At 49.3% G+C, this 12,227-nt stretch carries 16 protein-coding genes and 1 rRNA gene; 15 read left to right on the forward strand and 2 right to left on the reverse strand.

Features of this window, described 5'->3' with window-relative positions:
• Positions 1–76 precede the first annotated feature (76 nt).
• The 11 genes from I8U19_RS12310 to I8U19_RS12360 all read left to right on the forward strand — a co-directional run bounded on the left by I8U19_RS12310 (position 77) and on the right by I8U19_RS12360 (position 8,328).
• On the forward strand, positions 77–1,021 hold the full coding sequence (locus I8U19_RS12310; protein WP_198056022.1) for a DNA-directed RNA polymerase subunit alpha: 945 nt from the start codon (positions 77–79) through the stop codon (positions 1,019–1,021).
• A 24-nt stretch (positions 1,022–1,045) separates the two neighbouring features.
• Positions 1,046–1,438, forward strand: a complete 393-nt coding sequence (gene rplQ / locus I8U19_RS12315) for a 50S ribosomal protein L17 (RefSeq protein ID WP_033100589.1) — start codon at positions 1,046–1,048, stop codon at positions 1,436–1,438.
• Between the two features lie 87 nt (positions 1,439–1,525).
• Complete coding sequence (locus I8U19_RS12320; protein WP_232337268.1) at positions 1,526–2,365, forward strand: energy-coupling factor transporter ATPase; 840 nt, start codon at positions 1,526–1,528, stop codon at positions 2,363–2,365.
• Positions 2,341–3,204, forward strand: a complete 864-nt coding sequence (locus tag I8U19_RS12325) for an energy-coupling factor transporter ATPase (RefSeq protein ID WP_198056023.1) — start codon at positions 2,341–2,343, stop codon at positions 3,202–3,204. The genes I8U19_RS12320 and I8U19_RS12325 overlap by 25 nt, the downstream gene beginning before the upstream one ends.
• A complete protein-coding gene (locus I8U19_RS12330; protein WP_033100586.1) occupies positions 3,201–3,992 on the forward strand; it encodes an energy-coupling factor transporter transmembrane component T family protein in 792 nt (263 codons plus the stop codon). Before I8U19_RS12325 ends, I8U19_RS12330 begins: the two co-directional genes overlap by 4 nt.
• Positions 3,993–4,037: 45 nt before the next feature.
• Positions 4,038–4,817: a tRNA pseudouridine(38-40) synthase TruA gene (gene truA, locus I8U19_RS12335; RefSeq protein WP_198056024.1), complete on the forward strand. Its 780-nt coding sequence runs from the start codon at positions 4,038–4,040 to the stop codon at positions 4,815–4,817.
• Positions 4,818–4,981: 164 nt separating this feature from the next.
• Entirely contained in the window at positions 4,982–5,419 is a 438-nt protein-coding gene (gene rplM, locus I8U19_RS12340) for a 50S ribosomal protein L13 (RefSeq protein WP_033100585.1), read from the forward strand.
• A gap of 18 nt (positions 5,420–5,437) precedes the next feature.
• Entirely contained in the window at positions 5,438–5,830 is a 393-nt protein-coding gene (gene rpsI / locus I8U19_RS12345; RefSeq protein ID WP_033100584.1) for a 30S ribosomal protein S9, read from the forward strand.
• 92 nt (positions 5,831–5,922) lie between these two features.
• Positions 5,923–6,369: a hypothetical protein gene (locus I8U19_RS12350; RefSeq protein ID WP_198056025.1), complete on the forward strand. Its 447-nt coding sequence runs from the start codon at positions 5,923–5,925 to the stop codon at positions 6,367–6,369.
• 83 nt (positions 6,370–6,452) lie between these two features.
• Complete coding sequence (gene cwlD, locus I8U19_RS12355; RefSeq protein WP_198056026.1) at positions 6,453–7,196, forward strand: N-acetylmuramoyl-L-alanine amidase CwlD; 744 nt, start codon at positions 6,453–6,455, stop codon at positions 7,194–7,196.
• A gap of 46 nt (positions 7,197–7,242) precedes the next feature.
• Complete coding sequence (locus I8U19_RS12360) at positions 7,243–8,328, forward strand: Mrp/NBP35 family ATP-binding protein (protein ID WP_033100581.1); 1,086 nt, start codon at positions 7,243–7,245, stop codon at positions 8,326–8,328.
• A gap of 54 nt (positions 8,329–8,382) precedes the next feature.
• Here the strand turns inward: I8U19_RS12360 and gerD are convergent, their stop codons facing one another.
• A complete protein-coding gene (gene gerD, locus I8U19_RS12365; RefSeq protein ID WP_052154119.1) occupies positions 8,383–9,006 on the reverse strand; it encodes a spore germination lipoprotein GerD in 624 nt (207 codons plus the stop codon).
• Positions 9,007–9,125: 119 nt separating this feature from the next.
• Between gerD and I8U19_RS12370 the strand changes: the two genes are divergently transcribed.
• Positions 9,126–9,761 (forward strand): KinB-signaling pathway activation protein, encoded by a 636-nt coding sequence (locus I8U19_RS12370; RefSeq protein ID WP_033100580.1) that lies wholly within the window; start codon positions 9,126–9,128, stop codon positions 9,759–9,761.
• Between the two features lie 76 nt (positions 9,762–9,837).
• Here I8U19_RS12370 and pdaB read toward each other — a convergent pair whose 3' ends face one another.
• Complete coding sequence (gene pdaB / locus I8U19_RS12375; RefSeq protein WP_033100579.1) at positions 9,838–10,602, reverse strand: polysaccharide deacetylase family sporulation protein PdaB; 765 nt, start codon at positions 10,600–10,602, stop codon at positions 9,838–9,840.
• A 91-nt stretch (positions 10,603–10,693) separates the two neighbouring features.
• Between pdaB and I8U19_RS12380 the strand changes: the two genes are divergently transcribed.
• From I8U19_RS12380 to I8U19_RS12390, 3 genes are all read left to right on the forward strand, one after another.
• Positions 10,694–11,314, forward strand: coding sequence for a stage II sporulation protein M (locus tag I8U19_RS12380; RefSeq protein WP_198056027.1), 621 nt, complete (start codon positions 10,694–10,696; stop codon positions 11,312–11,314).
• Positions 11,315–11,325: 11 nt separating this feature from the next.
• Positions 11,326–11,745: an OsmC family protein gene (locus tag I8U19_RS12385; RefSeq protein WP_033100577.1), complete on the forward strand. Its 420-nt coding sequence runs from the start codon at positions 11,326–11,328 to the stop codon at positions 11,743–11,745.
• A gap of 403 nt (positions 11,746–12,148) precedes the next feature.
• Positions 12,149–12,227: ribosomal RNA gene (locus I8U19_RS12390) — 16S ribosomal RNA — on the forward strand; the annotation flags it as partial.

Below are 12,227 nucleotides of genomic sequence, written 5' to 3' on the forward strand. Positions count from 1 at the left end.
TATACACGATCAATGTCTGCCGTCAGGTGGGATTACGCCCGGAACGCGACGTTCTGAAGGAGGGTTTGTGAGCCGTATGATTGAAATCGAAAAGCCGAAGATCGAAACTGTGGAAATCAGTGAAGATCATCGATATGGGAAGTTTGTGGTGGAACCCTTAGAACGCGGATACGGCACTACCCTGGGCAATTCTCTGCGCCGTGTCCTGCTCTCGTCATTGCCAGGTGCGGCCGTTACAACCATCCAGATTGATGGGGTATTGCATGAGTTCTCCACGATTCCTGGAGTTGTAGAAGATACCACGGAGATCATTCTCAACTTGAAGCAATTGGCTCTTAAAATTCATTCGGATGAAGAGAAAGTTCTTGAGATTGACATCGAGGGTCCCGGGGAAGTAAAAGCGGGGGATATTCGTGCAGACAGCGATGTAGAAGTCCTGAATCCGGATCTTCATATCGCAACTCTGGCCGAAGATGCTCACCTTCGCATCCGAATGACCGCGAATCGTGGTCGCGGATATGTATCTGCTGACAAAAACAAACGGGAGGATCAGCCGATCGGAGTTATTCCGATTGACTCGATCTACACTCCCATTGAACGGGTAAACTACCAAGTTGAAAATACACGGGTTGGACAAGTTACCAACTACGATAAATTGACCCTGGAAGTATGGGCAAATGGCTCCTTAAAGCCAGATGAAGCCGTGAGCCTTGGGGCCAAAATCCTGAACGAGCATTTGATGCTATTCGTCGGTTTAACGGAGCAGGCCAAAGATGCCGAAATCATGGTCGAAAAAGAAGAAGACAAGAAAGAAAAAGTAATGGAGATGACCATCGAGGAACTGGATCTCTCCGTACGTTCCTATAACTGTCTCAAACGAGCCGGCATCAATACGGTTCAAGAGCTCACACAAAAAACGGAAGAAGACATGATGAAAGTGCGCAACCTCGGACGGAAGTCGCTTGAGGAAGTTCAAGAGAAATTGGCTGAACTTGGACTCTCTTTGCGCAAAGATGACTAATACATGTAGGGGGAGGGAAATACGATGGCATACAGCAAACTTGGCCGTAATTCCGGAGCGCGCAAGGCGTTGCTTCGCGATTTGGTAACGGATCTCATCATCAACGAACGCATCGAAACGACCGAGGCGAAAGCGAAGGAAGTTCGTTCAATCGTAGAAAAAATGATTACCCTCGGTAAACGCGGCGATCTTCATGCTCGTCGTCAAGCGGCTGCGTTTGTTCGCAAGACACGTTCCAACACAGTAAAAGATGGTGAAGAAGTAACCCACAACAAGAACGTGGACGCAGTGAAAAAGCTGTTCGACGAAATCGCTCCTCGTTACCAAGAGCGTAATGGTGGTTACACGCGCATTCTTAAGTTGGGACCTCGTCGTGGCGACGGTGCTCCAATGGTTTATTTGGAATTAGTGAAGTAACCAATGATGAGCTAGAAAGGGTGAGGGCAGGATCCGGTTGGTCCTGACGTTTACCCTTTTTTCTTTTAAGGAGAAAAAATGGAACCGATGATTCAAGTCGTTGACGTCTGGTTTCGTTATCAAGGGGAAAATGAATCAAGCGGAAAATGGGCGTTAAAAAAGATCAATCTCACCTTTCGGACCGGTGAATATGTCAGCATCATCGGTGCGAACGGATCAGGAAAGTCAACATTGGCACGGCTATTGAACGGGCTTCTGCTGCCGGTTCGGGGCGAAGTCAAAGTGGGAGGGCTCTCTACGGCAAACGAAAGCGATTTATGGGAAATACGCCGCAGAGTGGGCATGGTGTTTCAAAATCCCGACAATCAGATCGTCGCGACCACCGTTGAGGATGATGTCGCGTTTGGTCTCGAAAATCTGGGAGTTCCGCGCTCCGAGATGAAAGATCGGATTGAACGTGCATTGGCGGCAGTGGGCCTTTCCGGAATGAATGCGAGAGAGCCCCACCATCTTTCGGGAGGACAAAAGCAACGGCTGGCATTGGCCGGAGTGCTGGCCATGTCGCCGGACGTGATTGTACTGGACGAAGCGACTTCCATGCTGGACCCGCAGGGGAAAAATGATGTGAGCCAGGTTGCGGCGGAGCTTCACCGCATGGGCAAGACAATCATTCACATCACCCATTCCGCCAGGGAAGCGTTCAGGGCTGAGCGAGTGATTGTCATGAACCAGGGGGAAGTGAAACTTGATTTGCCGTCTGAAGTGCTTTATCCCAAGGCTGTGATGCTAAAGCAGTGGGGATTGGCCGTTCCGCCGGAGATCGAGCTCCATCAGCGACTCCTTGGCAAAGGATGGCCGCTTTCTCCGACGATTTCGGGCAAAGAGGAACTGGTTGAGGAAATATGGAGATCGTTGTCAGAGATTTAGAAGTGGTATACCAGTCAGGAACACCGTGGATGAAGAAAGCGCTCGACGGGGTGAATCTGACAGTTCCGGGCGGATCGTTCACGGCGATTTTGGGTGTGACCGGCTCGGGAAAGTCAACGCTGATCCAGGCAATTGCCGGCTTGATCAGGCCAACGCGGGGCACAATTAGGATCGGTTCCCATCTGATTGACGCGAATCGCAAACAGACGGCCGATGTGCGCCGGTTGATCGGATTGGTTTTTCAATACCCCGAACATCAGCTGTTTGCAGAAACAGTGGCAAAGGATATCGCTTTTGGACCGACGAATCTGGGATTGCCGCAGTCTGAAGTGGATGGAAGAGTGAAGCAGGCGATGGAATGGGTTGGTTTGGATTCGGAACTGGCAGACCGATCCCCCTTTCAGCTCAGCGGCGGACAGATGAGGCGGGTGGCGATTGCCGGAGTTTTGGCGATGAGCCCGAAGATTCTGATCCTGGATGAACCTGCGGCCGGTTTGGACCCGAAGGGGCAGGAGGAAATCTTAAGCCTTTTGAAGCGACTTAATCAGGATTTCGGGGTGACGGTTATTCTCGTTTCGCACGATATGGATCAGGCAGTGCGGTATGCCGATCGTTTCTGTGTTCTGGCTGAGGGGCGGTCCGTGTTGAGCGGGACGGCAAAAGCAGTCTTCTCCCGAGCTGATATCCTGTCTTCCTATCATCTCGAATTGCCGGAGATCACCCGGTTTGTTCAGTTGTTGAACCGGAAGCTGGACCCTCCGCTCCCTGAGGATGTGTTTACCTTGGATGAGCTGGAACGATTGCTGGAGGAAAGACGCAAAAAGAGGGAACTGCCATGAGTCAGATTGTAATGGGACAGTATTACCCGGGTGATTCCCTTGTTCATCGGATGGACCCCAGGGCTAAATGGCTCTTTTTAATGGTGTTTATGATTTTTGTTTTCTGGGCAAACCATTTGCGGTCAACCGCTGTGCTGCTCTTCTTCACGCTGGTTGCGGCAGGAATGGCCCGCATTCCCGTATCGGTTTTTATACGGGCAATCCGTCCGGCATTATTCATCATCTTGTTTACCATGATTCTTCATCTTTTGATGACCAAAGGCGGGGAAGCCCTGCTGCGACTTCCGTTTATCACGATTTATCAGGAAGGGCTGAGGCAGGCGGTTTTTGTCTCAGCACGGTTGTTTGTCCTCATCTCAGTCGCTTCTTTATTGACATTTACCACCTCGCCCATCGATCTGACCGACGGCATCGAGTGGCTGCTGAAACCTTTGCAGCGATTTAAAATCCCGGTGCACGAAATCGCGCTGATGATGTCGATCGCTCTTCGTTTCATCCCCTTGCTCTGGGAAGAGACGGAAAAGATTCGCAAAGCCCAGACAGCCAGAGGCGCCGATTTCGATACGGGCTTTTTCATCAAGCGGCTCAAAAGCTATATTCCCGTTTTGATCCCCTTGTTCTTGTCCGCTTTTCGCCGGGCGGAGGAGTTGGCATTGGCGATGGAAGCCAGGGGATATCGCGGGAGTGAGGGAAGAACCAAATGGCGGCAGCTTCGATTTTCATCGCTTGATGGGTGGCTTTTGATTGTGGCAGTTCTTTTATTTTTCGTTCTCCGCTTTTTGGAATAGGCGGCGGTTTCCCGGTTCTTTCGGGATGAAGGACGGAGGAAGATGATGAAGAAGATCAAATTGGTCATTGCTTATGACGGGACTGATTTTTCCGGTTTTCAGGCGCAACCGGGACAACGGACAATCCAGGGCACTCTGCAGGAAACGCTGACCAGAATCACCGGTGAACCGATTGAAATATACGGTTCGGGCCGGACAGATGCAGGTGTGCATGCTTTGGGGCAAGTTTGCCATTTTGAGACAACAAGCCCCATTCCTGTCGATAAATATCCATATATTTTGCGTCGGTCGCTTCCCAGGGATATCCTTGTTCTGTCCGCAGAAGAAGCAGCATCGGACTTTCATGCCCGTAAGAGCGCATATTGGAAAACGTATCGTTATCAAACGGATCGTCATCGCATTCCCGATTTGTTTGAGCGCCGCTTTCGCACCCATCTTCCGTATGAAGTCGATCAGCCAGCCATGCAGAGGGCTGCGGACCGGCTCGTCGGCACTCATGATTTCACCTCTTTCTGTTCGGCAAAGACGGTGATTGAAGATCGGGTGCGCACGATTTACCGCTGCGAAGTAGGCGAAGATACGCACGGCTTTTTTATCGAAGTGACCGGGAACGGGTTTTTGTATAACATGGTTCGGATTATTGTCGGCACGTTATATGAAGTCGGAAGGAGAAACTTGGACCCGGAGCAAATTCCCGCCATTCTCGAGGGGCGGGATCGCCGCCTGGCCGGTCCGACGTTTCCGCCGGAAGGATTAATTTTGCTTGAAGTTGGATATCGGCCTTGGCAGGATTTTCATCGCTCCGCAAACGTTATCTCCCCTTGAGGTTCTTGACATTGCGCGCTTTTTAAGGTAAGATAACGCTTGGTATTTTCCACTCCATGCCCCGATGGAGTTTGTTCGGCGCGAAGAAAGTCACACATTTTTCAATGCTTCTAACCTAAGACAACATTAACGGAATTCCCGTTGTTGATAGAGGAGGGAATATGATGCGTACCACCTTTATGGCAAAGCCAGAGCAAGTGGAACGGAAATGGTATGTGGTAGATGCGAAAGGCAAAACATTGGGACGCCTGGCATCTGAAGTTGCATCCATCCTGCGTGGAAAACATAAACCTGAATTTACTCCCCACGTGGATACGGGCGATTTTGTGATCGTCATCAACGCAGCACAAGTTGAATTGACCGGGAAAAAATGGTCGAAAAAAGTTTATTATCGCCATTCCGGATATCCGGGCGGCTTGAAATCGACTACGGCCAGCGAAATGCGGATCAAACATCCCGAGCGTATGATCGAACTCGCTGTAAAAGGGATGCTCCCGAAAGGAAGCTTGGGTCGTCAACAGTTTAAAAAATTAAAAGTATACGCAGGTTCCGAACATCCTCATCAGGCTCAACAGCCGGTTGAGTGGGAACTGCGTGGTTAATAAAAGGAGGTAACCGATTTGGCACAAGTTCAATTCTATGGAACCGGTCGCCGTAAGGAATCGGTCGCTCGCGTTCGCCTGGTTGCCGGCGATGGACGGATTGTCATCAACAAACGGAATATCGATGACTACTTTGGTCTGGAAACTTTAAAAGCGATTGTGCGTCAGCCTTTGGTGTTGACCAATACGCTCGACCGTTATGATGTGCTCGTAAACGTAAACGGCGGCGGTTTCACTGGTCAAGCAGGCGCCATTCGCCACGGAATTGCCCGTGCACTGCTCAAAGTGGATCCGGAACTGCGCCCGGCCTTGAAAAAAGCTGGTTTCCTGACTCGCGACCCGCGGATGAAAGAACGTAAAAAATACGGTCTCAAAGCCGCACGTCGTGCACCGCAATTCTCCAAACGCTAATGTTCAAAAACTCCCCGATTCGTCGGGGGGTTTTTTTTCATCCCTTTGTCAACACTATGGATATCCCATGTGTGACAAAGGAGCGGTGAATGATGGCGGAGATCATCGATATTGAACATCTGCGCATTCGCAGAGATGAAGAAATACGTGAATGCGCCCTCTCCCGTTTCCCTTGGGAGGAAATGGATCGGATCAAAGGCGAATTGGTCGATCCGCTGACCCGTTTTTGGCCGGCTTCGCGCAAGGTGATCCTTTTGGAATTATTGTACCGTCTGGTTTTTGAAGCGTATGTGGCCGGGATGAAGGAAGGCAAAAAGGATGGATGGGTAAAAGGCATTTTCTTTAGAAATCGCAAGGACGATGATTTGTCCCTGTTTGGACAAAAAGCATGTGACCGGTTGCTCAAAGAGTTGATGGATGAATTCAACCTGCATCGCTGGTTGGATGAGTGGAGTGCCGAATCAGTGGAAATTCTGATGCAAGAGCTTGGCAGGCAGTGGTTTATCAAGGGGAAAAAGGCGGGCCGCAAGAAGAAATAAGCGTCCGTCCCGCCTTGCATACATAATGAGAGACTTCGTCCCATATACATAACTGAAGAGTTTGGGTAAGTGAGGCGAGGTCGATGAGGGTCAAGATCAAAGAAAGCCGGACAGCCAAGATTGTCCTACTGGCGGTCGTTTTTTTTCTGATCGGTTTTCTCTGGATTGCGGGCTTTTTTTCTGATCAGGTAAAAGATGCTTGGTATATGCCGCTTTCGGGCAAAGTGATTATGATCGATGCGGGACACGGAGGACCTGATGGAGGGGCAGTCAGCCAGGACGGCATTGTCGAAAAAGAGATTACCCTGAAAATCGCGCGTTACTTGCAGGATTATTTGCATGGAGCGGGTGCGCTGGTCTTTCTGACGCGTGAAACGGATACGGATCTGGCCCAACCGGATACCAAACGGTTGCGGTTGCGCAAAGCGGAAGACTTGATGCGCCGCATTTATTTGATTAAGGAGAAAAATGTGGACGCCTTCGTCAGCATTCATCTCAATGCGATTCCGTCCTCTCGATGGTCCGGAGCGCAAACCTTTTACAACCCGGTTCGTGAAGAGAACAAACGGCTGGCCACCTTTATTCAGGCCGAACTGATCCGAAACCTCGAAAATACCAACCGTCTGGCCAAACAAAAGGGAGATGTATACATTCTCAAACACTCGCCCGTTCCGACCGCCCTGGTGGAAGTCGGTTTTTTGTCCAACCCGGAGGAAGCCCGATTACTGGCAACGGATACGTACCAAAAAAAAGTGGCCGCATCGATCTATCTGGGGCTGATACGGTTTTATACAGGGAAAGAACCGCCGCCGCTCTTTGATAAGTGATGTGCTATAATGGAGTTAAAACGTTTTCAGCTGAGGTGTCTTTCCCATGTTAACCAAAGAAAAAATTCTTGAAGCATTAAAGGAAGTAAAAGACCCGGAATTGAATAGGAGTTTGGTTGAACTCAATATGATCCGCAATATACGGATTAAAGGAAAAGAAGTTTCACTCGATGTGATTCTGACGATTCAGGGGTGTCCATTAAAAATAAAAATTCAGGAAGACGTTGAGCAGGCGATTCGCAATCTGGGTGCGGAAACGGTTGAGGTTCATTTCGGTTCGATGACGGATGAAGAAAGAGCTGCGCTGGCCTCCTCCCTGCGTCAGGGGCAAAGCGGCGGACAGGCTCAGGCAGGCAGTCCGCTTCTGGGACCGGACAGCTCTACTCAATTTATTGCGATTGCCAGCGGCAAGGGCGGAGTCGGAAAATCAACGGTAACGGTGAACCTGGCAGTGGCTCTTGCCCGTGAAGGAAAAAAAGTCGGCGTGATCGATGCCGATATTTATGGGTTCAGTGTCCCGGACATGATGGGAATCGAGCAACGGCCGGTGGTGATCGGTGACACGATTCTCCCGGTTGAACGGTTTGGCGTGAAAGTGATGTCGATGGGCTTTTTCGTGGAAGACAATTCTCCGGTTGTCTGGCGCGGGCCGATGTTGGGCAAAATGCTGCGCAACTTTTTCAGTGAGGTTCATTGGGGGGACCTCGATTATATGCTTCTCGATTTGCCGCCTGGAACCGGGGATGTTGCTCTTGATGTACATCAACTGATTCCGAAAAGCAAAGAGATTATTGTAACCACGCCGCATGCCACTGCAGCTTTTGTCGCCGCCAGGGCGGGAGCGATGGCCGTTCATCTGACAAAACACGAGTTGCTCGGTGTGGTGGAAAATATGGCCTGGTATCAAAATAAATACGGGGAACGGGAATATATCTTCGGTCGCGGAGGCGGTCAGAAGCTGGCTGAGGAGCTTCATGTGGACCTGCTCGCCCAAATTCCGCTCGGAGCCCCGCAATATGAAAGTGTGGATGATCCCGGGTATGCGCCCTCGGTTTACCCGGAAAATCATCCGACAGCATCTCTGTATCAGGAGCTGGCCCGTAAAATCATCCGCAAGGTGCAGGTCTCTTAAAACTTAAGCGAAAGCAAGATGGGCGGTCTTTTAGACAACCGCCCATCGGCTTTATCATGAGCTGCCGCTGTCTCCCTGGCTGTCTCCACCTTCTCCTCCATCTCCGCCTTCGCCTGAACCTTCCTCTTTACCTTGTTTTTGCTTTTTCGCTTGTTGCAAGATTTGCGTAATCTGTTTTTGGAAGCTGGGCGTTTGCATCAGTTCTTGGAAAATTTTCAGGCTTTGCTGGCGGTACTGCTGACTTTTCATCAGTTCCAGAAGATGGGCCGAGAACTGCGGATCTTTCATCAGATCCAACATCATCTTTTGATACTCAGGGTCTTTCATCAAGATTTTCAGGGTTTGCTTGGACTGCTCCTGTGTTGATTTGGCCAGATTGCCTGCCACTTCCGGATCTCCAAACACTTTCTGCCAATCCTTTTTTGAATTTTGATCAGAAAGGGATTTGGCCAATGCTTTTTCCAGCTCCTGGCTGTTTAACATGATCTTTTGTTTGAATTCCGGATCGGACATCACATCTTGAAGTACTTTTTTGCCTTCGGCCGTATGTAAAACATCCAGGGTAATCTCTTTGATTTTTTGATAATCGGGTTCTTGGGATTGAGACTGGTTGGAGCTGCAGGAAATAAGAAGAAAGACGGTCAGGATCGGAAAAAACCACTTTATGCGATGTATCAATCTTTGCTCCTCCGTTTCAAGCTATGCTAATCTTAATATGTCATGGGGGACTTTTCTTTATGCGAAGATCGAAATCTGCTAAAATCGAAGGCAGGACAGCGAACAGGAGAGAATAAGGGATGACACTGAAAAAACTGCTCTATTGGTTTTGGTCGACATTGTTCATCGGCGGGGCATCCGCCTTGATCCTGAGCTCGATTTTCGAATGGTCAGCCGGAAGTGATTTGTTTGGACCCATTCCCAAACAGCTTTTGCTGAGTTTGACATTGGCGGCTCTGGCGGAATTGGGATTTTTCTCTTTCCTCGTCTTCAATTGGCTGGCCAAGGGTTTGATTCGGCAAAAAAGCGCCTATGATCTGTTTCTGCTGTTTCTTATGTTGATTGTGCTGGGAGATTGGGTTTATCTCAATTTGTCGAAATTTAATGGAGAATCGCTCTGGCTGCATCTGCTCGTTCCATTCACCGTCTTGCTCGCCGCGTTCATTGTTGCCGGACTCAAGGTGAAGTGGACGCAAAAAACGGCCTACGTTCCCACATTCTTTTTTATGGTAGTCGCAACGGTGATTGAGGCGGTACCAACCTTCCATACCAAAGCGGGGGAAATTCCGCTGCTCATGATCCTGCATGCCGTCATTGTTCTCCTCATTTGCAATGCATGGCAAATTCTGCAGCTTCATCGCCTTGCTGCGCCTGGCACCAACCGCAAACTTCTGCGAAAGGAAACAAAGCAAAAGCCGGCTCCGGGCATCAAATGATGCAAAGCCTGGCTTTTTCTGTGCCGATTGGTTTATACTGCTGTTCTCTCCGTGCAGCTCAGCTGAGGTGATGGGCTCAATCGACCGATTTCGTATCCACTCTGGAACCGGAGATCAATTCCGAAACCGTCACAAACTGATAACCCTGCTTTCTCAGGGAGTCGATAATTTCCGGCAGCGCTTCATGAGTTTGGCGGCATGAATCACTGGCGTGCATGAGAATGATATCTCCGGGATGGACCTTGCTCAATACGCGTTTCACGATCTTTTCTTTGCCGGGATTCATCCAGTCAAAGGAATCCGTGTCCCATTGAATGGTGGTGTACCCCATCTGTCCGGCGATCTGAAGCACGCGTTTGTCAAAGTCTCCGTTGGGAAAGCGAATTAATTTGGGCTTTTTCCCCGTTAATTTTGTCAGGATCGCATCGGCTTTTCCAATCTGCGTGCGAATTTGCTGATCGTTGTACTCGCTATAATTATCATGGCGGTGACCATGGCTTCCGATTTCATATCCCATGTCTACAATGCGTTTGACCAGATCGGGATGACTTTCGGCCCATGGAGAAGAGAGGAAGAAGGTGGCTTTCTTTAACCCTTTTTGCTCCAATACATCCAGGATTGGCCCGGTGCGTTCCTCTCCCCAGCTGATATCAAAGGTGAGGGCAACTTGTTTTTTATTGGTATCCACACTGTAAATGGCAGATGGACCAGGGTCAAGTGGCATGAAGACTTGAATGTTTTCATTTTCTGCATAAAAGATGCCGGCGGCAAAAAGGAACGCGATTAAAATCATGAGCGCACGCTTGAGCCGCTTGCCGGATAAGACCAGAAAATAGTTCATTGTTGGCGACCCTCCCAAGTTTCGATCTATAATTAAATGTATGCGGATGGACGAGGGTTATGATTGGATTGTCCGAAAAAGGAGTGGAAGCATGAGAAACTGGACCAGGGCACTGCGGGAGGAAAGCCGGTACATCGGGATGTCGACCGTCGTTTTTATCGTGAGTGCCATCATGGGATATCTCAATACAAACGGATTGTTACGCACGTTAAAAGCAGCAGGGATTTTTGACCAACTGGAGCAAATCGCCAAATCAATCGACCATAACCCGACCTTTCTGCATGCCTTTTTGACGATTTTTGCCAATAATTTGCTCGCCTCTGTTACGATGATTGGGCTCGGGCTCCTTTTGGGACTCGTTCCTTTCTTTTCAATGCTGACGAACGGGTTGATGCTGGGGGTTACTTTACACCTGGCTGCATCAGAGAGTCATGCTTCGCCCCTGTTTGTTTTTTTGACAACGATCCTGCCTCACGGAATCGTTGAGCTTCCGGCGGCGATTTTGGCTGCTGCGTTTGGCATTCATCTGGGAATGGCGGTGCTTCGCCGTTTTTTCAGTTTTGTCTCCCCTGTGCTGATAGAAAGAAGCAAAGAGGAGTGGCAGGGGATTCGGAGAAGAATCATCCCCATTCTCTTGACGATTGTTTCGCTGCTTTTGATTGCGGCCCTTATTGAAGCAAGCCTGATTCTTTATGTTAAACCGCTTGGATAGGAGGAAATGAGATGAAAGTGGATATTGTTTGGAAAGGTAAAATGCATTTTGAGACGACGACGGGTTCCGGGCATCAACTTTCACTTGATGCCTCTCCGGAAGTCGGAGGCGAAAATTTGGGACCGCGCCCGACAGAAATTCTTTTGTCGGCGGTAGGCACCTGCTCGGGTATTGATATTGTTGACATTTTGCGCAAGATGCGTTTGGAGGTTGCATCTTTTTCAATGGAGGTGAGCGGGGAAAGGGCAGAAGAGCATCCGCGGCGATTTACTCATGTTCATATGCACTATAAATTGACAGGCGACCTTCCTGAGGAAAAAGTGCGTCGCGCGGTGAAATTGTCGGTTGAAAAATACTGTTCCGTTTCCAATTCGTTGAGCAGCAAGGTAACGACCAGTTTTGAAATTAACGGGGAGCGTTACGAGGTTTAAGAATTGTGAACGGAATGCTCCACATTTCAACAGGGAAAAGGAAAGCAGGTGTTCCCCGGATTTCTCCAAATACGGGGTTATCGGGCATCGCGTGCCGTCACCGATTGCAGGGAAGCTGCGTCAGGTGAAACGCGAAACAGGCGGGGACAAAAGGTCTCCGCCTGTTTGGTTGACTTTAGAAGAAAAGGATAACAGGTGGTGATCTGTTTTCCTTATGCCAAAGGGAAATGATTTTTATCAATGGCGGTTAAATATTTATCAAAAAAATGTTGACACCTTTTCTGAGGCGTGTTAATATAGCTAATGTCGCCGCAAGAAAGCGGCAATTGAGAAAAAACAATAATGTGTTCCTTGAAAACTAAAGAGTGAAGCATGACCTGTTAATTCTTTTTGAGCTAGATCTTTATCGGAGAGTTTGATCCTGGCTCAGGATGAACGCTGGCGGCGTGCCTAATACATGCAAGTCGTGCGGGGGAAGATCC

The organism is Thermoactinomyces sp. CICC 10523 (assembly GCF_016055105.1).
Taxonomy (GTDB): Bacteria; Bacillota; Bacilli; order Thermoactinomycetales; family Thermoactinomycetaceae; genus Thermoactinomyces_A; species Thermoactinomyces_A daqus.

What these genes read in the sequence shown, in the direction of transcription:
- rplQ (WP_033100589.1), top strand. Translation starts at nt 1,046, where the DNA reads ATGGCATACAGCAAACTTGGCCGTAATTCCGGAGCGCGCAAGGCGTTG.
- I8U19_RS12320 (WP_232337268.1), top strand. Translation starts at nt 1,526, where the DNA reads ATGATTCAAGTCGTTGACGTCTGGTTTCGTTATCAAGGGGAAAATGAA.
- cwlD (WP_198056026.1), top strand. Translation starts at nt 6,453, where the DNA reads ATGAGGGTCAAGATCAAAGAAAGCCGGACAGCCAAGATTGTCCTACTG.
- I8U19_RS12370 (WP_033100580.1), top strand. Translation starts at nt 9,126, where the DNA reads ATGACACTGAAAAAACTGCTCTATTGGTTTTGGTCGACATTGTTCATC.
- I8U19_RS12350 (WP_198056025.1), top strand. Translation starts at nt 5,923, where the DNA reads ATGGCGGAGATCATCGATATTGAACATCTGCGCATTCGCAGAGATGAA.
- I8U19_RS12330 (WP_033100586.1), top strand. Translation starts at nt 3,201, where the DNA reads ATGAGTCAGATTGTAATGGGACAGTATTACCCGGGTGATTCCCTTGTT.
- I8U19_RS12325 (WP_198056023.1), top strand. Translation starts at nt 2,341, where the DNA reads ATGGAGATCGTTGTCAGAGATTTAGAAGTGGTATACCAGTCAGGAACA.
- I8U19_RS12380 (WP_198056027.1), top strand. Translation starts at nt 10,694, where the DNA reads ATGAGAAACTGGACCAGGGCACTGCGGGAGGAAAGCCGGTACATCGGG.
- I8U19_RS12360 (WP_033100581.1), top strand. Translation starts at nt 7,243, where the DNA reads ATGTTAACCAAAGAAAAAATTCTTGAAGCATTAAAGGAAGTAAAAGAC.
- I8U19_RS12385 (WP_033100577.1), top strand. Translation starts at nt 11,326, where the DNA reads ATGAAAGTGGATATTGTTTGGAAAGGTAAAATGCATTTTGAGACGACG.
- pdaB (WP_033100579.1), bottom strand. Translation starts at nt 10,602, where the DNA reads ATGAACTATTTTCTGGTCTTATCCGGCAAGCGGCTCAAGCGTGCGCTC.
- I8U19_RS12310 (WP_198056022.1), top strand. Translation starts at nt 77, where the DNA reads ATGATTGAAATCGAAAAGCCGAAGATCGAAACTGTGGAAATCAGTGAA.
- rplM (WP_033100585.1), top strand. Translation starts at nt 4,982, where the DNA reads ATGCGTACCACCTTTATGGCAAAGCCAGAGCAAGTGGAACGGAAATGG.
- truA (WP_198056024.1), top strand. Translation starts at nt 4,038, where the DNA reads ATGAAGAAGATCAAATTGGTCATTGCTTATGACGGGACTGATTTTTCC.